The sequence below is a fragment of the Roseivivax marinus genome (assembly GCF_900109705.1).
In the GTDB taxonomy this organism is placed as follows: domain Bacteria; phylum Pseudomonadota; class Alphaproteobacteria; order Rhodobacterales; family Rhodobacteraceae; genus Roseivivax; species Roseivivax marinus.
Genome location: NZ_FOAI01000014.1, coordinates 24,020 through 41,465 on the forward strand (window position 1 = coordinate 24,020; position 17,446 = coordinate 41,465).

The 17,446-nt window shown below is 64.7% G+C and carries 19 protein-coding genes; 10 read left to right on the forward strand and 9 right to left on the reverse strand.

Annotation, left to right across the window (positions count from 1 at the left end):
• Window positions 1–4: 4 nt before the first annotated feature.
• Window positions 5–1,072, reverse strand: a complete 1,068-nt coding sequence (gene hrcA / locus BMX29_RS15435; RefSeq protein WP_043844143.1) for a heat-inducible transcriptional repressor HrcA — start codon at window positions 1,070–1,072, stop codon at window positions 5–7.
• Between the two features lie 127 nt (window positions 1,073–1,199).
• On the opposite strand from hrcA, the gene rph reads away from it, so the two are divergent.
• The 3 genes from rph to hemW are packed head-to-tail and all read left to right on the forward strand — an operon-like array spanning window position 1,200 to window position 3,712.
• A complete protein-coding gene (gene rph / locus BMX29_RS15440) occupies window positions 1,200–1,916 on the forward strand; it encodes a ribonuclease PH (RefSeq protein ID WP_092814533.1) in 717 nt (238 codons plus the stop codon).
• A gap of 7 nt (window positions 1,917–1,923) precedes the next feature.
• A complete protein-coding gene (gene rdgB, locus BMX29_RS15445) occupies window positions 1,924–2,535 on the forward strand; it encodes an RdgB/HAM1 family non-canonical purine NTP pyrophosphatase (protein WP_092814536.1) in 612 nt (203 codons plus the stop codon).
• 7 nt (window positions 2,536–2,542) lie between these two features.
• Window positions 2,543–3,712 (forward strand): radical SAM family heme chaperone HemW, encoded by a 1,170-nt coding sequence (hemW, locus tag BMX29_RS15450; RefSeq protein ID WP_092814539.1) that lies wholly within the window; start codon window positions 2,543–2,545, stop codon window positions 3,710–3,712.
• 3 nt (window positions 3,713–3,715) lie between these two features.
• Here the strand turns inward: hemW and BMX29_RS15455 are convergent, their stop codons facing one another.
• Genes BMX29_RS15455 through rho form a run of 6 tightly spaced genes read right to left on the reverse strand, consistent with a single transcriptional unit; the run spans window position 3,716 to window position 10,521 of the window.
• Complete coding sequence (locus BMX29_RS15455; RefSeq protein ID WP_092814542.1) at window positions 3,716–4,651, reverse strand: ParB/RepB/Spo0J family partition protein; 936 nt, start codon at window positions 4,649–4,651, stop codon at window positions 3,716–3,718.
• A gap of 14 nt (window positions 4,652–4,665) precedes the next feature.
• Entirely contained in the window at window positions 4,666–5,475 is an 810-nt protein-coding gene (locus BMX29_RS15460; RefSeq protein ID WP_043844133.1) for a ParA family protein, read from the reverse strand.
• Complete coding sequence (gene rsmG, locus BMX29_RS15465) at window positions 5,468–6,082, reverse strand: 16S rRNA (guanine(527)-N(7))-methyltransferase RsmG (protein ID WP_092814545.1); 615 nt, start codon at window positions 6,080–6,082, stop codon at window positions 5,468–5,470. Before rsmG ends, BMX29_RS15460 begins: the two co-directional genes overlap by 8 nt.
• Window positions 6,082–7,959, reverse strand: a complete 1,878-nt coding sequence (mnmG, locus tag BMX29_RS15470; RefSeq protein WP_092814548.1) for a tRNA uridine-5-carboxymethylaminomethyl(34) synthesis enzyme MnmG — start codon at window positions 7,957–7,959, stop codon at window positions 6,082–6,084. Before mnmG ends, rsmG begins: the two co-directional genes overlap by 1 nt.
• 2 nt (window positions 7,960–7,961) lie before the next feature.
• Window positions 7,962–9,239, reverse strand: a complete 1,278-nt coding sequence (mnmE, locus tag BMX29_RS15475; protein WP_092814551.1) for a tRNA uridine-5-carboxymethylaminomethyl(34) synthesis GTPase MnmE — start codon at window positions 9,237–9,239, stop codon at window positions 7,962–7,964.
• A 10-nt stretch (window positions 9,240–9,249) separates the two neighbouring features.
• On the reverse strand, window positions 9,250–10,521 hold the full coding sequence (gene rho / locus BMX29_RS15480; RefSeq protein WP_043844125.1) for a transcription termination factor Rho: 1,272 nt from the start codon (window positions 10,519–10,521) through the stop codon (window positions 9,250–9,252).
• A 575-nt stretch (window positions 10,522–11,096) separates the two neighbouring features.
• Here rho and BMX29_RS15485 point away from each other — a divergent pair.
• Genes BMX29_RS15485 through dnaQ form a run of 4 tightly spaced genes read left to right on the forward strand, consistent with a single transcriptional unit; the run spans window position 11,097 to window position 13,812 of the window.
• Entirely contained in the window at window positions 11,097–11,696 is a 600-nt protein-coding gene (locus BMX29_RS15485) for a Maf family protein (protein ID WP_092814554.1), read from the forward strand.
• Window positions 11,693–12,538, forward strand: coding sequence for a shikimate dehydrogenase (locus tag BMX29_RS15490; RefSeq protein WP_043844121.1), 846 nt, complete (start codon window positions 11,693–11,695; stop codon window positions 12,536–12,538). Before BMX29_RS15485 ends, BMX29_RS15490 begins: the two co-directional genes overlap by 4 nt.
• Window positions 12,535–13,119, forward strand: a complete 585-nt coding sequence (coaE, locus tag BMX29_RS15495) for a dephospho-CoA kinase (RefSeq protein WP_092814557.1) — start codon at window positions 12,535–12,537, stop codon at window positions 13,117–13,119. The genes BMX29_RS15490 and coaE overlap by 4 nt, the downstream gene beginning before the upstream one ends.
• 3 nt (window positions 13,120–13,122) lie before the next feature.
• A complete protein-coding gene (dnaQ, locus tag BMX29_RS15500) occupies window positions 13,123–13,812 on the forward strand; it encodes a DNA polymerase III subunit epsilon (protein WP_092814560.1) in 690 nt (229 codons plus the stop codon).
• Window positions 13,813–13,819: 7 nt separating this feature from the next.
• Here dnaQ and secB read toward each other — a convergent pair whose 3' ends face one another.
• Together secB and BMX29_RS15510 are read right to left on the reverse strand one after the other, a co-directional pair.
• Window positions 13,820–14,338, reverse strand: a complete 519-nt coding sequence (secB, locus tag BMX29_RS15505; protein WP_092814563.1) for a protein-export chaperone SecB — start codon at window positions 14,336–14,338, stop codon at window positions 13,820–13,822.
• A gap of 55 nt (window positions 14,339–14,393) precedes the next feature.
• A complete protein-coding gene (locus BMX29_RS15510; RefSeq protein WP_092814566.1) occupies window positions 14,394–14,927 on the reverse strand; it encodes an FxsA family protein in 534 nt (177 codons plus the stop codon).
• Between the two features lie 112 nt (window positions 14,928–15,039).
• On the opposite strand from BMX29_RS15510, the gene BMX29_RS15515 reads away from it, so the two are divergent.
• Genes BMX29_RS15515 through BMX29_RS15525 form a run of 3 tightly spaced genes read left to right on the forward strand, consistent with a single transcriptional unit; the run spans window position 15,040 to window position 17,383 of the window.
• A complete protein-coding gene (locus BMX29_RS15515; RefSeq protein ID WP_092814569.1) occupies window positions 15,040–15,699 on the forward strand; it encodes a Tim44/TimA family putative adaptor protein in 660 nt (219 codons plus the stop codon).
• Entirely contained in the window at window positions 15,696–16,781 is a 1,086-nt protein-coding gene (gene mltA / locus BMX29_RS15520) for a murein transglycosylase A (RefSeq protein WP_092814572.1), read from the forward strand. Before BMX29_RS15515 ends, mltA begins: the two co-directional genes overlap by 4 nt.
• Window positions 16,778–17,383, forward strand: coding sequence for a Smr/MutS family protein (locus BMX29_RS15525; RefSeq protein WP_043844106.1), 606 nt, complete (start codon window positions 16,778–16,780; stop codon window positions 17,381–17,383). The genes mltA and BMX29_RS15525 overlap by 4 nt, the downstream gene beginning before the upstream one ends.
• The last annotated feature ends 63 nt before the right edge of the window (window positions 17,384–17,446 follow it).

The following is a 17,446-nucleotide window of genomic DNA, read 5'->3' on the forward strand; positions in this document are numbered from 1 at the left end:
GTCCCTAACTGCGGTCGGAAATCAGTCGTCCGACCAACTGTGCCGTGTAATCCACGATCGGCACGATGCGCCCGTAGTTGAGCCGTGTGGGTCCGATGACCCCGACCGCGCCGATGATTTTACGATCCGCGTTCATATAAGGAGAGACCACCAGAGAGGAACCGGAAAGTGAGAAAAGTTTGTTCTCCGAGCCGATGAAAATGCGGACTCCGTCGCCTGTTTCGGTCAACTCGAGGAACTCGGCAATGTCCCGCTTGCGCTCAAGGTCGTCGAAGAGGGCGCGAATCAGGTCCAGCTCCTCTTCGCCGGCCCCATCCTGCCCCAACAGATTCGCGCGTCCCCGCACGATGAGCCGCTCGGGCACCTGCCCGTCGTCGGCCCAGGCCGCGACGCCTTCCTCGACCAGCTGACCGGCGAGGCTGTCGATCTCCTGTCGGCGGGCGGCGATGGCGGCGCGCACCTCTCGACGCATCTCCGACAGCGTCTTGCCCTCGACCAGGGCATTAAGAAAGTTTGCCGCCTCGCGCATGGACGACGGCGTCTGCCCCGGCGCGGGCGTGAACACGCGGTTCTCGACGTGGCCGTCTGAGAACACCAAGACGACCAGTGCGCGTTCGGGACCTAGGCTCACGAACTCGATATGCCGGATCGGCGCCTCGTGCTTGGGGCTGAGGACCAGCGACGCGCCCTGCGTCACGCCGGACAGGGCAGAGCCCACGCGGTCGAGAAAGCCGCTCACGTCGTCGGTGTTGGAGCCAAGCGTGGCATCCAGCGCCTCCCGGTCACCTGGCCCGAGCTCTCGCACCTCCAAGAGACCGTCGACGAACATCCTCAAGCCAAGCTGCGTCGGCACCCGGCCCGCGCTGATATGCGGGCTGTCGAGCAGGCCAAGGTATTCCAGGTCCTGCATCACGTTGCGGATCGTCGCCGCGGACACCTTCTCGGACAGGGTCCGCGTCAGCGTGCGGGATCCCACGGGCTCCCCGGTTTCCAGATAGCCTTCGACAACGCGGCGAAAGACTTCGCGCGTGCGGTCGTTCATGTGGTCGAGTTTCGGCGCTGCGTCAGTCATCTCGTCGCGTTCAGTCCTGGCGCTCATGGAAAACCCGGTCAGGCACGCGGGTCAATCGCCCTTGGCAGCCTAGATGGGAACCGATACTCCCCCGGCCAATTGCCGGTGAATTTTCGGAGGGATCCCCATGCGGCCGTCGGGACGGAAGCTAGACGAAATGCGCGCGGTGTCCATCGACACCAACGTGACCAAGCACGCCGAGGGCTCGTGCCTGATCCGGATGGGCGACACGCACGTCCTGTGTGCCGCAACGGTCGAAGAGCGTGTGCCACCGTTCCTCAAGGGATCCGGCCTCGGTTGGGTCACCGCCGAATATGGAATGCTGCCCCGCGCCACCACCACGCGGATGCGCCGGGAGGCGACCGCGGGCAAACAGGGCGGCCGCACCGTCGAGATCCAGCGCCTTATCGGTCGGTCGCTGCGCGCCGGCGTCGATCGCGTGGCCATGGGCGAGCGCCAGATCACCGTGGACTGCGACGTGCTTCAGGCGGATGGCGGCACCCGTTGCGCCTCGATCACCGGCGGCTGGCTGGCGCTGCGCCTTGCGGTGAACAAGCTGATGAAGGCGGGCGACATCAAGACGGATCCGCTGATCGCGCCGGTGACGGCGGTAAGCTGCGGGCTCTATGCCGGGCAACCCGTGCTGGACCTCGACTATGCCGAGGACAGCGAAGCCGGCGTGGACGGCAACTTCATCCTGCGCGGCGACGGCCGGATGATCGAGATCCAGATGTCCGCCGAGGGCGCGACCTTCTCGCGCGGCGAGATGGACCAGCTCGTGGGCCTTGCCGAGAAAGGCACCGGAGAGCTCGTGGACGCTGTTCAGGCGGCAGCGAAGGGGTAAACGACTGATGACCCGGAAACTCGACACGGACCGGCTGCTGGTGGCCACGCACAACCGCGGCAAGCTCGAGGAGATGGCCGCGCTGCTGGAGCCGCGCGGCATAAAGGTCGTCGGCGCGGCGGAGACGGAGCTGCCCGAACCCGAGGAAACGGGCACCACCTTCGTCGAGAATGCCCGGATCAAGGCGCACGCGGCCGCGAAGGCCACCGGCCTCCCTGCCCTTTCCGACGATTCCGGCATCGAGATCGACGCGCTCGACGGTGCTCCTGGCGTCTATACCGCCGACTGGGCCGAGACCGCTGATGGCCGCGATTTCGTCATGGCGATGGAGCGGACACACGAGAAGCTGGTCGCATCGGGCCGCCCGGAGCCGTGGACCGCGCGCTTCTGCTGCACCCTCGTCCTTGCCTGGCCCGACGGCCACGACGAGGTGTTTCCCGGCGTGATGGAAGGCCGCGTGGTCTGGCCGATGCGCGGCGACCAGGGCCACGGCTATGATCCGATTTTCCAGCCTGACGGACACGACATAACGTTCGGCGAGATGGACCGCTGGGCCAAGAACGAGATCAGCCACCGTGCCCGCGCCGTGGCGCAGTTCGTTGCAGGCGCGCTTGACTGATCGCGTCATGGAGGACTGGGAGCACGGGGGCTTCGGCCTCTATCTGCACTGGCCCTTCTGCGAGGCCAAGTGCCCCTACTGCGACTTCAATAGCCACGTCACCCGCGAGGTTGACGAAGACCGCTGGGGCCGCGCCTTCGAGGCCGAGATCGCCCGTGTCGCGGCCCGCACCGGGCCACGGCGCCTGACGTCGATCTTTTTCGGAGGCGGGACACCAAGCCTGATGTCGGCCGACCTCGTGAACCGCGTGCTGGAGGCCGCGCGGCGCGCGTGGGACCTGCCGAAGGACGCCGAGGTGACGCTTGAGGCCAATCCCCGATCCGCGGAGGCAAACAAGTTCCGTGGCTTTGCCGATGCGGGGGTGAACCGCCTCTCCATGGGGCTTCAGGCGCTGAACGACGCGGACCTGAGGCGCCTGGGACGTCTGCACAGTGTCGCCGAGGCGCGCGTGGCCTTCGACGCCGGCCGCGACGTGTTCGACCGCGTAAGCTTTGACCTGATCTACGCCCGGCAGGGACAGGACGAGGCCGCGTGGCGCGCGGAACTGACCGAGGCGCTCTCGATGGCCGTCGATCACCTGTCGCTCTACCAGCTGACCATCGAACCCGGCACGGCGTTCTTCGAACGCGCCCGGCGTGGTCAGCTCAAAGCCCTGCCCGACGAGGACCGCGCGGCCGATCTCTACGAGGTCACGCAGGAGATCTGCGACGCGGCGGGCCGCCCCGCCTACGAGGTCTCGAACCACGCGGTGCCGGGAGGTGAATCGCGTCACAACCTCGTCTATTGGCGCGGCGGCGACTATGCGGGGATCGGGCCCGGAGCGCACGGGCGGCTTACGGTGAACGGTCAGCGCCGCGCGATTTCGCAGTGGCGCAACCCGGGTGCCTGGCTGGACCACGCCGAGGCGGGAAATGCCGATCGCATAGACGAAGCGCTCTCTCCCCAAGATCATGTTGGAGAATACCTGATGATGGGGTTGCGCGTTCTGGATGGCGTCGATCTTGCGCGCATTGAGACTATTTGCCCGGGCGCCATCACGGCGGAGGCGATTCATCCGCTCGAAGAAATCGGAATGCTGGAGCGGTCGAACGGCCGGCTTCGCACCACGCGGGCCGGCCGTCTCGTCCTCAATTCGGTCGTGGCCGAGCTTCTGCCGGAGCTCGACACGGCGTCCTGAGCGTCAGTCGCCGCCGCCGGTCCCCAGCATCCCGCACAGCGCATCCAACTGCTCCAGCGTTTCGTAGGTCACGGTAAGGCGGCCGCCTTCCGCGCCAGGCGCATGATCCACTGTTACCTTCATCCCCAGCGCCGCCGACAGATCACCCTCCAGCGCCCTAGTATCCGCATCCTTCTCGCCCTCGCCGCGCGTCCGACCGCCGGACTTGCGCGGTTTGTTCGCTTCCTCACCGCCCATCTTGGCCAGCTTCTCGGTATCGCGCACCGACAGCTTCCGCGCGACCACCTGCCGCGCCAGCGCCGAGGGATCCTGCGCCGTCACCAACGCCCGCGCGTGCCCGGCCGACAGCGCACCGTCTGCCACCAGCGTCTGCACATCGTCCGGAAGGTTCAGCAGGCGAAGAAGGTTGGCAATATGGCTGCGGCTTTTGCCGAGAGCTTCGGCCAGTTTCTCCTGCGTGTGGCCGAACTTGAACATCAGCTGCTTATAGCCCGACGCCTCATCGATGGCATTCAGGTCAGCGCGTTGGATGTTCTCGATGATTGCGACCTCGAGAACCTCGGTATCGGTGAACTCACGAACCAGGACCGGCATTTCGTGGAGGTTTGCGAGCTGCGCGGCCCGCCAGCGACGTTCGCCGGCGACGATCTCGTAGGTGCCTTCGTCTCCTGGACGCGCCCGGACGATGATCGGCTGGATGATGCCCTTCGCACGGATCGAGGCAGCAAGCTCTTCCAGCTGATCCTGGGTGAAGGTCCGCCGCGGCTGGTCCGGGTTCGGAACGATATGTTCGATCGGAACGAATCGGTCCGCCCGGCGCGGCTCGGCCGATGACGGAGCTGCCGTCGCATCCGCGGGCGCAGGTGCCGCCTCAACATCCGCCATCAGCGCCGAAAGGCCGCGGCCGAGGCCGCGGCGGGGTTCACGTTTTTCTGCCATCTGTTCTTCTCCGCTCAGGCCGCGAGGCTTGTGTTCTTGCGCAGTAATTCAGCCGCCAGCGCGCGATATGCCGCTGCGCCCTTGGAGGCGCTATCATAGGACAGAACCGGCATCGCGTAGGATGGCGCCTCGCTCACGCGCACATTCCGCGGGATCACACATTCGAAGACGAGATCGCCAAGGTTCGCGCGCGCGTCCGCCTCCACCTGCTGCGACAGGTTGTTGCGCGCATCGTACATGGTCAGGACAACGCCCTCGATCCGCAGGCCTGGATTTGCCGATTGCCTGACCTCCCGCACTGTCAGCATCAGTTGCGACAAACCCTCCAGCGCGAAGAACTCGGATTGCAGCGGAACGAGTACGGAATGCGCCGCCACCATCGCGTTGACCGTCAGGAGGTTCAGCGACGGAGGGCAGTCGATCAGGATGTAATCATAGCCATACCGGTCGATGGCTGTCTGGCGCAGCGCGTCGTGCAACAGGAAGCTGCGCTTCTCGTTCGAGTAGAGCTCGATATCCGCCGAACTCAGATCCACGGTCGCCGGGATCAGCGACAACCGCTCGATTTCGGTCTTCTGGATAACGTCGGCGAGGTCGATGTCTTCCAACAGAAGCTCGTAAGTCGTGAACTGCCGGTCGTCCGGTTCGATCCCCAGGCCCGTCGAAGCGTTCCCCTGCGGATCGAGATCGACGATGAGCACCTTCATCCCCTGCTCGGTCAGCGCTGCGCCCAGATTGATCGTCGTCGTGGTCTTGCCGACACCGCCCTTCTGGTTGGCGATCGCGATGATCTTGGGCCCCACGGGACGCGACGGATCAGACATGGGTGACCTCTCCTATCTTCAGAATGACGGCTTCCGGGTGTGTCCTACTGCTATAGTGATCAAGCCGGAAAGACCACCTTTGGCGGGCCGCATCGACCTCATCCTTCCATCGCGCTCCCTTCGGAAAAAGCGCAACTCCGGATGGTTTCAGGTGCGGCTTCGCGTAACCCAATAGCGCGTCCAGATCAGCCAAGGCACGCGCACTGAGGACATCAGCACCGAGCGGTTGCACAGATTCAACACGGTCGGAAACGATTTTCGTCGTTGTTAGCCCCAGCTCCCGGGCAGCCGTGCGGAGAAACGTGGCCTTGCGGCGATCGGACTCGACGAGAGTGAACCTGGTTCTCTCGCCTTGCCCATCGGCCAGTATCGCGCAGACCAAGCCTGGAAACCCGGCACCGGACCCTAGGTCGACCCAGTGCTCCGGCTTCGGGGCCAACCCATAAAGCTGTGCGGAATCCGCGATATGGCGGACGTGAATCTCGTCTAGCGTGGACTTCGCGACGAGGTTTATCCGCGGGTTCCACTTCTGCACAAGGTTCGCAAAATGCTTGAACTTCTCCGATGTTTCACGTGAAACATCATTCGCGCCGCCTTGGGCATCCATCACGCAGAGCGCTTCCGTGAGTCCTGACGAAGGCGCGACAAAATCAACGTCAACGCCGCAGGCGTCATTCCGTCGACCCGTCCGGCTTGCGCGAGGTTTTCAGGTCGGGCCGCCCGCAGCTTGCCCTTCAGTTCGTTCGAAAGCCCCTGCAGCTGATCGAAATCGAAATCTGACGGGATGCCTGTCCCTTCCTCCCGACGGAGCGCTTCCACGTCACGCATCTGCCGCGCGATATAGTTCGCGTAGATCGCATCATTCTTTACCTGCCGAGCGATCTCGGGTTCCGTCCCCGACAGGCCCGGTTCAAGCAACACGACGTCTGAAAACCGGACATCTTGAAACGCGAGAAGATCCAAGCCGGACCGCCGGGACCCGTCCTGCGCCACCTCAATCCCGGCGGCCCGGACTTCTTTGGGCGTCAAAGACAACGCTCCCAGACTCTCCCGCACGCTACCGATCTTGGCAATCTTGTCCTCGAAAACGATCCGACGCTCTTCTCCGATACAGCCGGTCTCGATGGCCTTCGGGGTCAATCGCTGGTCGGCATTGTCAGCCCGAAGAGACAGACGGAACTCGGCGCGCGATGTAAACATGCGGTAAGGCTCTGCCACGCCCCTAGTAGTCAGATCGTCAATCATCACGCCAATATAGCTGTCGGTCCGGCTGAAGATCACGGGATCCCTGTCGAGCGCAACCGCTGCGGCATTCAAGCCGGCCACGAGTCCTTGCGCAGCGGCCTCTTCGTAACCGGTCGTGCCGTTGATCTGGCCGGCGAAAAAGAGGTTTTCGCAACTCGACACGGCCAACCGCAAGTCCAGCGCGCGAGGATCAACGTAGTCGTACTCGATTGCGTAGCCGGGCTGCACAATCTCGGCGGTCTCCAGTCCACGGATCGAATGGATGTAAGCCGCTTGCACATCCGCGGGCAGAGAGGTCGAAATACCGTTCGGATAAACCGTATCCGTTGTCAGGCCTTCCGGCTCCAGGAAGACCTGGTGGGAGTCCTTGTCGGCAAAGCGCACCACCTTGTCCTCGATCGACGGGCAATAGCGCGGTCCCACCCCGTCGATATGCCCCCCGTACATGGCAGACCGGCTGAGGTTCTCGCGAATGATCTCATGCGTCGTGGCATTCGTGTGGGTGATCCCGCAGGCAATCTGTCGTGCCTCTGCCTTTTCCGACAGGAACGAGAACAGCTCCGGTTCGGGATCCCCGGGCTGGCTTTCCAACACCGACCAGTCAATGGTCCGCCCGTTCAGACGCGGGGGCGTTCCGGTTTTCAGTCGCCCCAGCGGCAGGTTCAGCCCGTCGATCCGCTCCGCCAATCGGACAGAAGCCTTGTCGCCCATCCGACCGCCCACCTCGCGGCTATCGCCAATATGAATGACGCCGCGAAGGAAGGTGCCGGTCGTAAGGACAACGGTGTGCGCGCGGACCTCGCCTCCATCCGCCAAGGCGACACCAAAAGCGCGCTGTCCGGCGAAGAGGAAATCCACGACTTCGCCTTCGATTACGTCGAGGTTCTGTCGCGCATCCGTTTCCTCAAGCATCGCTGCCTTGTAAAGCGCGCGATCCGCCTGAGCGCGCGGTCCTTGAACCGCAGGACCTTTCCGGCGATTGAGCAGTCGGAACTGGATCCCGGCTCGGTCCGCGACGCGCCCCATCACGCCGTCCATCGCATCAATCTCGCGAACGAGGTGGCCTTTTCCGAGTCCGCCAATGGCCGGGTTGCAAGACATGACGCCGATGCCATCACGAGACATCGTGACAAGGGCGGTTCTCGCGCCCATGCGCGCGGCGGCGTGGGCGGCTTCGGATCCGGCGTGGCCGCCGCCGACCACGATCACGTCGTAATGTGCGTGTTTCACGTGAAACATCCTTACTTGCCGAGGCAGAAGTTCGAGAAGACGTCGTCGAGGATAGCTTCCACATCGACCCGGCCGACCACCGATTCAAGACGCCGAATCGCAACCCTTAACTCTTCCGCCGCCACATCATACAGATCAGGACCGTGAGCCACCACGGCAGACGCTTCGCTGAGCGCGGATCTGCCTCCGACAAGCGCGAGCCGGTGGCGTTCGCGTGTCACAAGGCCGGCCCCTGCAGCCCGATCCTCAAGCGCGCGGCGCAACTCGTCGATCACCCGATCAATACCCTGTCCGGTCACCGCAGAGATCGCCGCAGGATCCCCCGTCAGATCAGCCTTCGTACGGTACGACAAATCGCCGTCGCGCGCCGGCACGCCCTCCGCATCGTCCCCCAGGAAAATTCGAAGATCGGCGCCAATCGCGCGTTCGCGCGCAAGCGACACACCCATCGCTTCCACCTGGTCATCGGTCTCTCGCAAGCCGGCGGTGTCCAGAACGGTCACCGCAAGCCCGCCAAGGTCCAGCCGAACCTCGATCACGTCGCGTGTGGTGCCAGCGATTTCGGACGTCAGCGCAGCCTGTCTTCCGGCGAGGGCGTTCAGCAGGGTGGATTTGCCAACATTCGGAGCGCCGACGATGGCAACCTCGAAGCCGGTCCGCACCCGCTCCGCAGCGCCGAAACCAGCGAGTTCCGCATCAAGTCCCGCGGCGACCTTGTCGATCAGCGCGACCACCTCGACCGAGACATCCTCCGGCACCTCTTCATCCGCGAAGTCGATGACCGCTTCCAGAAGCGCGGCCGCCCGCACGAGATCCGCTCGCCACAACTCCACGCGCGCGCCGAGCGCACCGTCGAGCATCCGCTGTGCCTGGCGCCGCTGCGTTTCGGTTTCCGCTTCGATCAGGTCTGCCAGCGCCTCGACCTGCGCGAGGTCCAGCCGGCCGTTTTCCATCGCGCGTCTGGTGAACTCTCCCGGATCCGCCTGCCGCAGGCCTGGCAGATCGCCAAGTCGTGCAAGAACTGCCCGGACGGTCGCCATGGATCCGTGCACCTGCAATTCCGCCGCCCGTTCGCCGGTGAAGCTCGCGCCGTCGTCGAAAGTCAGGACGAGGCCATCGTCCAGAACCGTTCCGTCACCGTCGCGCAGTCGCAGAAGCGACGCGCGCCGAGCGTTGGGTACGCGCCCGCACAAAGTCGCGACGGCATCGTGCGCTTCTGGACCGGACAGACGGATGACGGCCACGCCTGCCTTTCCCGGCGCGGACGCCAAGGCAAAGATCGTGTCCATGGCTCGGAACTCAGGTGTTCATGGAGTCGAAGAACTCGGCGTTGCTCTTCGTCTGCTTCAGCTTCGAGATCAGGAACTCGATGCCATCGGTGGTGCCCATCGGGTTCAGGATCCGGCGGAGCACGAAGGTCTTTTGCAAGTCGCCCTTGTCGACGAGCAGTTCTTCCTTCCGGGTGCCGGACTTGAGGATGTCCATCGCGGGGAAGACGCGCTTGTCCGCTACCTTGCGGTCCAGCACGATCTCGGAGTTACCGGTGCCCTTGAACTCTTCGAAGATCACCTCGTCCATGCGGCTGCCGGTGTCGATCAGCGCAGTCGAGATAATTGTGAGCGAGCCGCCCTCCTCGATGTTCCGTGCCGCCCCGAAGAACCGCTTCGGGCGCTGAAGGGCGTTGGCATCCACACCACCGGTCAGGACTTTACCCGAGGACGGCACCACGGTGTTGAAGGCACGACCAAGTCTTGTGATCGAGTCAAGAAGGATCACAACATCTCGTTTATGCTCGACAAGACGTTTGGCCTTCTCGATCACCATCTCGGAGACCGCGACGTGGCGCGACGCGGGCTCGTCGAAGGTCGAGGAGATCACCTCGCCGCTGACGGACCGCTGCATGTCGGTCACCTCTTCCGGGCGCTCGTCGATCAGCAGAACGATCAGGTAGCACTCCGGGTGGTTCTTCTCGATCGAGCTGGCGATATTCTGCAGCAGCACAGTCTTGCCCGTCCGAGGCGGAGCCACGATGAGCGAGCGCTGCCCTTTGCCAATGGGTGCGACCAGGTCGATGATCCGCGCCGAACGGTCCTTCACAGTGGGGTCGTCCACCTCCATCTTGAGGCGCTCGTCAGGATAGAGCGGCGTCAGGTTGTCGAACGCGATCTTGTGACGCGCCTTCTCGGGCGCCTCGAAGTTGATCTGCGTGACGTCCATCAGCGCGAAGTAACGCTCGTTCTCCTCGGGGGCCTTGATCTGACCTTCGATGGAATCGCCCGTCCGCAGCGAGAACTTCCGGATCATCTCGGGGCTGACATAGATGTCGTCCGGACCCGGGAGGTAGTTCGCCTCGGGCGAGCGCAGGAAGCCGAAACCGTCCTGAAGCACCTCGAGCACACCGTCACCGTAAATGTCCCACCCCTCGTCCGCGCGTTCGCGGAGGATCTGGAACATCATCTCGCCCTTGCGCATGGTCGAGGCGTTCTCGATCTCCAGCTCTTCGGCCAGGGCGAGCAGCGCCTTGGGGCTCTGCGCCTTGAGATCGGACAAGTTCAGCTTTTCGAGGTTCATGCAGGTCTCCGATGCCACGAACGGTGTCGGGCGCTTGCCGGATAGCCGTGCCGGGAGGGGCACGTCGGGGTCGGGATGTCATCAGGATGGAACGCCACCGGACGGCAGCGAACCCGGAGGTAAGGCCGGCAGGGGAAAAAGTCAATCGTGCGGGATCCGGTGCTCCGGACGGCTCCGCCTCTTAAATAAGAATTAAAATTAAAGAGATGATGAAAGAAGTAGGAGAGCAGGATCCTTGTGGATTATGGTCCTGTCCCGGTCTTTTCCACGGATCCCAAAGCCTGTGCGGGCACGTGTGGACAAATCTCCGCTGTTCCTGACTTTCACAGCTTCAGTGGAGATTTTTCTGAGGTTTTTCGCATCTCACCGCAAGATAGACCGGTGTATAAGGTTGGGGATCGTCGGATGAGGGATCCGGCCATCCACATCCACCGACTTGTCCCGTTCACATCGGGAGGATCCGTCCTGAACGGGTGCAGAACCCGGGGAGTCATCCACCGGGTTGCAGCAAAGCCCGAGTTTCCCCAGAAGCATCGCAAGACCTGTCCGCCCGCTTATCCACGGATCCGTCCCCCATGAATCAGGACCTCGTCCTCGCATCAGCCTCCGCCATTCGCGCCGAGATGCTTCGAAACGCAGCCGTGCCGCACCGAATCGTTCCGGCACGAATCGACGAGGACGCCGTTCAGGCCGCCCTCGCAGCCGAGAATGCCTCCCCCCGAGACACCGCCGACGCCCTTGCGGAGACGAAGGCGCGAAAGGCGGCGCACAAGGAGCCGGGGGCGCTGGTCCTCGGCTGTGACCAAATCCTTGCCTGCGACCGTGAAGTCTTTGTTAAGCCGGACAGCCGCGACGCGGCAGCGGAACAAATCCGCGCGCTGTCGGGGAGGACGCACCATCTTCTTTCGGCGGCGGTGCTCTACGAGGACGGGGAACCGGTCTGGCGCCACGTCGGCGTCGCGCGGCTGACCATGCGCGACGTCGGCGAGGCCTACCTGTCGGAGTATCTCGACCGGAACTGGCCGGATGTCGCCACCTCGGTCGGCGGCTACAAGCTGGAGCGCGAAGGCGTGAGGCTGTTCACCCGGATCGAGGGTGACCACTTCACCATCCTCGGCCTGCCCCTTCTGGAACTCTTGAACCATCTGACACTTCGGGGCTTTCTTCCGTCATGAGTAGCGACAGCCCCCTGCCCCGGATCCCGCTGGCCGGCGTGATCGGCCACCCGATCGCGCATTCGCGGTCGCCACGCCTGCATGGCCACTGGTTGCGCAAATACGGGCTGCCCGGGCATTACGTGCCGCTCGACGTGGCGCCGGGGCGGCTGGAGGACGTGATCCGGCTGATGCCGGAAATGGGGTTCGTCGGCGCCAACGTGACCATCCCGCACAAGGAGCGCGCTCTCGAGATCGTTGACCTTGTTACGGACCGTGCGACGCTGATCGGGGCGGTGAACACGCTGATCTTCCGCAAGGACGGAAAGATCCACGGCGACAACACGGACGGCTACGGATTTCTCGCCAACCTTCGGCAGCAGGTGCCGGACTGGCAACCGGATGCAGGTCCGGCGGCAATCCTCGGTGCGGGCGGTGCGGCCCGGGCGGTTCTGGCGTCTCTGCTCGAAGCTGGTGTCCCGGAGATCCTGCTGACCAATCGCACTCGCCTTCGCGCCGACGCGCTGCGTGAGGATTTCGGCCACCGCGTCCGCGTCGTGGACTGGGTCCAGGCCGGAAATATGCTCGACGACGCGGCCCTCGTGGTGAATACGACCTCGCTCGGGATGGTCGGCAAGGCCGAGCTTCGCGTGCCGCTCGACGGCCTGCGGCGCGGCACGGTGGTGTGCGATCTGGTGTATGCGCCGCTCGAAACGCGGCTGTTGCGGGTGGCGGCGGAACAGGGTGCGACGCCGGTGGACGGGCTGGGCATGTTGCTGCATCAGGCCGTGCCGGGCTTCGAACGCTGGTTCGGGATGCGTCCCGAAGTGGACGAGACGGTGCGCGCGGCGGTTCTGCGATGACGTTCCGTCTCGGCCTGACCGGATCGATCGGCATGGGCAAGTCGAGCACGGCGTCCATGTTCGCCGACGCCGGCTGCGCGATCTGGGATGCGGATGCGGCGGTGCACCGCCTTTACGGCGAAGGTGGCGCGGCGGTCGAACCGCTGCGCGCTCTGTTTCCGGAGGCGATCATCGACAATGCCGTCTCGCGCGCGGCGCTAAAGACAGAGATCGCCGCGGACCCCTCCGCGCTCAAGCGGATTGAGGAAGTGGTCCATCCCCTTGTTAGGGCGGACCGCGCGGCTTTCGCGGAGCAGACAAGAGCGGACATCGCCGTGTTCGACATCCCGCTTCTTTTCGAGACCGGGAGCGAGGAAGAGATGGATGCCGTCGCCGTCGTGAAGGTTTCACGTGAAACGCAAGCCGAGCGCGTGCTCGCCCGCGGCACCATGTCCGAAACGGAGTTCGAGGCGATCCGCGCCAAGCAGATGCCCAGCGACGAAAAGTGCGCCCGCGCACATTTCGTCATCGACACCACGACTCTTGAGACCGCCCGGCGGGACGTGGCACATGTTCTGAAGAGCATCCGACGCGAGGCCTGAGATATGCGAGAGATCGTTCTCGATACCGAGACCACGGGCTTCGACCCCGAAACCGGCGACCGGATCGTCGAGATCGGCGCGGTCGAGCTGTGGAACCACGTGGCCACCGGGCGGACCTACCACCAGTATATCAACCCCGAGCGGGGTATGCCGCAGGAGGCCTTCGAGGTTCACGGCCTCGGCGACGACTTCCTGCGCGACAAGCCCGTGTTCGCCAAGATCGCGGACGAGTTCCTGGCGTTCGTGGGTGACGCGACGCTGGTGATCCACAATGCGCCGTTCGACATGAAATTCCTCAATGCCGAGCTGCGCTGGTGCAAGCGGAAGCTCCTGCCGATAGAGCAAGCGCTGGATACCGTGGCGATGGCGCGGAAGAAGTTTCCCGGAAGCCCGGCGTCGCTCGATGCGCTGTGCCGTCGTTTCGCCATCGACAACTCGTCGCGGACGTTGCACGGCGCGCTTCTGGACTCCGAGATTCTGGCCGAGGTCTACCTCGAACTGATCGGCGGCAAGCAGCCCGATTTCGGGTTGTCGCAAAGCCAGTCGTCCGGGGCTGCCGCGGCGGCCGATGCCGACTGGCGCCCGCGTCCGCGGCCCGAGCCTCTGCCGTCCCGGATCACGGACGAAGAAAAGGCGGCTCACGCCGCCTTTGTCGAGAAGCTCGGGGACAAGGCCCTCTGGGCCCGGACCTGATCCCGGATCAGGCCTGGCCGGAGGATTCGCCCGATGCCGCCTGCGCCTGCTGGCGGCGCTGGATCTCGGAGCGGTAGAGCTGCACGAAATCGATGGTCTCGAGGTTCAGCGGCGGGAAGCCACCGTCACGCGAGATGTCGGACACGATGCGGCGGACGAACGGGAACAGCATCCGCGGGCACTCGATCAGAAGGAAGGGATGCAGCTGGTTCTCGGGCACGTTCTCGATATGGAAGATGCCGGCGTATTCCAGTTCCATCAGGAACAGCTGGTCGCCCGAGCCCTTCGCCTTGCTGTCGATCTTGAGCTTCATGACCACTTCGTACTGGTGGTCGGGCTGGCGCTTTTTCGCGTCCAGGTTCACCTGCACCTGCACGTCGGGCTGCGCTTCGCCCTTGGTGCCCTTCTGGGCAAGGATGTTCTCGAACGACAGGTCGCGGATGTATTGCGCCAGCACGTTCATCTTGATCTGCGGGGCCTGCTCGGCGGCCCCGTTCTCGGTCGGATTGGTGGTCGTGTCGCTCATGTCGAGGTTCCCTGAAATTCGGTCCCGACTGGCTTAGCAACACTCCCGCGTCGGCTCAATGCTTGGTCCAGCCCGAGCCCTGATGTGTCGGCCGCTTGGACTGTGGCGTCACCTCTTCATATTCGGCGTCGATGACGTCGGGCCGACCACGCGATCCGTCGCGGCGCGGACCGTGCGGACCGCCCTGCCCCGGCCGCGCGCCGAACGGGTCGCCCGGGCCAGGCCCCATGCCGGCCCGCGACACCTTCACGTGTTTCTTGGCGCACCGCATCGCCGCCAGCCGGACCGGAGGCGTCAGGAGCGCAAAGCCCACGATGTCGGTGAAGAAACCTGGCGTCAGCAGCAGTGCACCGGCGAACAGGATCATGGCGCCGTGGGCGATCGGCTCGGTCGGGTCAGACAGGTCGTTGAACGACCGCTTGATGTCCCGCATCGCGAGCGCACCCTGCGATCGGACCAGCGCGGTGCCGAGCAACGCGGTCAGCACCACGATGCCGAGCGTCGGCCACAGGCCGATCAGCCCGCCGACCTGAATGAACAGCGCGATTTCCACCAGCGGAACCGCGAGAAACGCTACGAATAGCCACATGCCGAACGGCCTCCTATCCACGGCGGCGCCGGTAGACTTGGCACCGCCCAGCCCCTACATAGGAGCGCGACCCATTGCTTTCCATGCACCCCGATCCCGACACGAGGCGCTAATGAACTCCCCCATTCTACAGCTTCTGGTACTTGCCGGGATCGCCGTGTTCCTCATCCTGCGGCTGAAGAACGTCCTCGGCACCCGTGAAGGGTACGAGAAGCCGCCCGCCCCGCCCACCAGTGCGCCGCGCAGCGACCGGCGCGATTTCGAGGTGATCGAGGGCGGACCGGACCGGGACATCGTCGATCACGTCCCCGAAGGAAGCGAGACCGCGAAGGCGCTTGCCCAGATGAAGAAGGCCGAGCCCTCCTTCGGCGTCGCCGACTTCCTCTCCGGCGCACGCGGCGCCTACGAGATGATCCTGATGGCGTTCGAGCGGGGCAAGATCGACGAGATCGAGCCGTTCCTGTCCCAAGACGTCTACGACAGCTTTGCCGAGGTGGTCGCCGCACGCGAGGCACAGGGCCTGACCATCGAGGCCGAGTTCGTCGGCGTCCGCGAGACGAAGCTGGTCGAAGCGACCTACGAGGACGATATGGGGCACGCCGAGATCACCGTGCGCTTCACCGGCGAACTCACGCAGGTCGTGAAGGATGCCGAGGGACAGGTGGTCGAAGGCAGCGCGACGCAGGTTAAGCGCCAGCGTGACGTGTGGACCTTCGCCCGTCGCGTGGGCTCGGACGATCCGAACTGGCAACTCGTCGCCACGGGCGAATGACGACACGGTTCGGCGCGGTCCTCGCAGCTTGGGTCGGCGTGCTGTCCGTGGACAGCGTGTCGGCCGACGATGCCGAGGAGCTTCCCGCGCCGCCGCATCATGCCATCCTCGATTTCGATGATCTCGATGGCTGGGCCGAAGACGACCACGCCGCGGCGCTGGAGGCCTTTCTCGTCACGTGTGGCGACCTGAGGGATCCCGATTGGCGCGCATTGTGCGGCCTCGCCGAGGATCACCGTGACGACGCCCGCCTGTTCTTCGAGCTGTTTTTCCGTCCGGTGATGATCACCGATGGCGCCCGCGACAATCCCGAAGGCCCCGCCCTGTTCACCGGCTATTTCGAACCCGAGCTGACCGGATCTCCGGAAGAGACGGAGCGCTTTCGCTATCCGCTTTATCAGATGCCGGACGAAGCCCGCGACGCCCAGCCCTGGCTGTCGCGCCGTGATATCCTGACGACGGATGCGCTTGCCGACCGAAATCTCGAGATCGCCTGGGTTGATGATCCGGTCGAGCTGTTTTTCCTGCAAATCCAGGGGTCCGGGCGCATCCGCTTTCCCGACGGCCGCGTGATCCGCGTGGGTTATGGCGGCGCGAACGGTCACGAATACAAGTCGATCGGTCAGGAACTCGTCCGCCGCGGCACCTACGAGGCGCATGAGGTCTCGGCCGAAACGATCAAGAACTGGGTGCGCGAGAATCCCGAGGACGGCGAGGAGCTTCTGTTCCACAATCCATCCTACGTCTTCTTCCGCGAGGTCAGCGAGGTGCCTGCGGATCGCGGTCCGCTGGGGGCCATGAACCGCTCGGTCACGCCCATGCGCACGATCGCCGTCGATTCCGAGTACACCCCGCTCGGCGCACCGGTCTGGATCGAGAAATCCGGCCGCACGGAGCTGAATCGCTTGATGGTCGCGCAGGACACCGGGTCCGCGATCAAGGGTGCACAGCGTGCGGACGTGTTTGTCGGCACCGGCGACGAGGCGGGACAGGAGGCTGGCACATTCCGCGATCCGGGTCGCATGGTGGTGCTGCTGCCGATCCAGCGCGCCTACGCCCTGCTGCCGGATCTCGTGCAATGAAGAAGGGCCGCCGTCCCCGCCGCGACGAGCTCGACCTCTGGAACCAGGTGGCGCGGACCGCGCACAAGATGCCCGGTCGGCCGGAGCCCGCGCCCAGCCGCAGCCCGACCCCGACTCGGCGCGGCGGCGCGTCCGAAGAGCCCGAGCGGACCCCCACCGATATCCCGTCCGCGTTCGGGGTGGGCGCCCGTGCACCGGCGCGCAACTCGGTGGCGCTGCCGCAATCGACCTCGGACCGGCTGGCTCGAAGCCGCGTGGACATGGACGCCAAGTCCTACGGCCGCATGAAACGCGGCAAGCTGGTGCCCGAAGCACGGATCGACCTCCACGGCATGACGCTGGACGAGGCGCATCCGGCCCTCGTCGGCTTCATTCTGTCGTCGCACACGCGCGGCCTGCGGCTGGTGCTGGTCATCACCGGCAAGGGCCAGCGCGAGGATCCCTACGATCCGATGCCGCGGCGGCGGGGTGTGCTGAAGTCGCAGGTGCCGCAATGGCTGAAAATGCCGCCGCTCGGCCCCGTCGTGCTTCAGGTGACCGAGGCGCATATCCGGCACGGCGGCCAGGGCGCGCTCTACGTGTACCTGCGCCGGCGGCGCTGAAGACCGAACGACGCTCGCCTGTAGTTCCCTGTTCAGGCTCTCGGCTTGGCCTGCCGCTTCGTC

Excerpts from the sequence above, each read along its gene's own strand:
- hrcA (WP_043844143.1), bottom strand. The coding sequence starts at position 1,072 with ATGACTGACGCAGCGCCGAAACTCGACCACATGAACGACCGCACGCGC.
- rph (WP_092814533.1), top strand. The coding sequence starts at position 1,200 with ATGCGGCCGTCGGGACGGAAGCTAGACGAAATGCGCGCGGTGTCCATC.
- rdgB (WP_092814536.1), top strand. The coding sequence starts at position 1,924 with ATGACCCGGAAACTCGACACGGACCGGCTGCTGGTGGCCACGCACAAC.
- hemW (WP_092814539.1), top strand. The coding sequence starts at position 2,543 with ATGGAGGACTGGGAGCACGGGGGCTTCGGCCTCTATCTGCACTGGCCC.
- BMX29_RS15455 (WP_092814542.1), bottom strand. The coding sequence starts at position 4,651 with ATGGCAGAAAAACGTGAACCCCGCCGCGGCCTCGGCCGCGGCCTTTCG.
- BMX29_RS15460 (WP_043844133.1), bottom strand. The coding sequence starts at position 5,475 with ATGTCTGATCCGTCGCGTCCCGTGGGGCCCAAGATCATCGCGATCGCC.
- rsmG (WP_092814545.1), bottom strand. The coding sequence starts at position 6,082 with ATGGATGCCCAAGGCGGCGCGAATGATGTTTCACGTGAAACATCGGAG.
- mnmG (WP_092814548.1), bottom strand. The coding sequence starts at position 7,959 with ATGTTTCACGTGAAACACGCACATTACGACGTGATCGTGGTCGGCGGC.
- mnmE (WP_092814551.1), bottom strand. The coding sequence starts at position 9,239 with ATGGACACGATCTTTGCCTTGGCGTCCGCGCCGGGAAAGGCAGGCGTG.
- rho (WP_043844125.1), bottom strand. The coding sequence starts at position 10,521 with ATGAACCTCGAAAAGCTGAACTTGTCCGATCTCAAGGCGCAGAGCCCC.
- BMX29_RS15485 (WP_092814554.1), top strand. The coding sequence starts at position 11,097 with ATGAATCAGGACCTCGTCCTCGCATCAGCCTCCGCCATTCGCGCCGAG.
- BMX29_RS15490 (WP_043844121.1), top strand. The coding sequence starts at position 11,693 with ATGAGTAGCGACAGCCCCCTGCCCCGGATCCCGCTGGCCGGCGTGATC.
- coaE (WP_092814557.1), top strand. The coding sequence starts at position 12,535 with ATGACGTTCCGTCTCGGCCTGACCGGATCGATCGGCATGGGCAAGTCG.
- dnaQ (WP_092814560.1), top strand. The coding sequence starts at position 13,123 with ATGCGAGAGATCGTTCTCGATACCGAGACCACGGGCTTCGACCCCGAA.
- secB (WP_092814563.1), bottom strand. The coding sequence starts at position 14,338 with ATGAGCGACACGACCACCAATCCGACCGAGAACGGGGCCGCCGAGCAG.
- BMX29_RS15510 (WP_092814566.1), bottom strand. The coding sequence starts at position 14,927 with ATGTGGCTATTCGTAGCGTTTCTCGCGGTTCCGCTGGTGGAAATCGCG.
- BMX29_RS15515 (WP_092814569.1), top strand. The coding sequence starts at position 15,040 with ATGAACTCCCCCATTCTACAGCTTCTGGTACTTGCCGGGATCGCCGTG.
- mltA (WP_092814572.1), top strand. The coding sequence starts at position 15,696 with ATGACGACACGGTTCGGCGCGGTCCTCGCAGCTTGGGTCGGCGTGCTG.
- BMX29_RS15525 (WP_043844106.1), top strand. The coding sequence starts at position 16,778 with ATGAAGAAGGGCCGCCGTCCCCGCCGCGACGAGCTCGACCTCTGGAAC.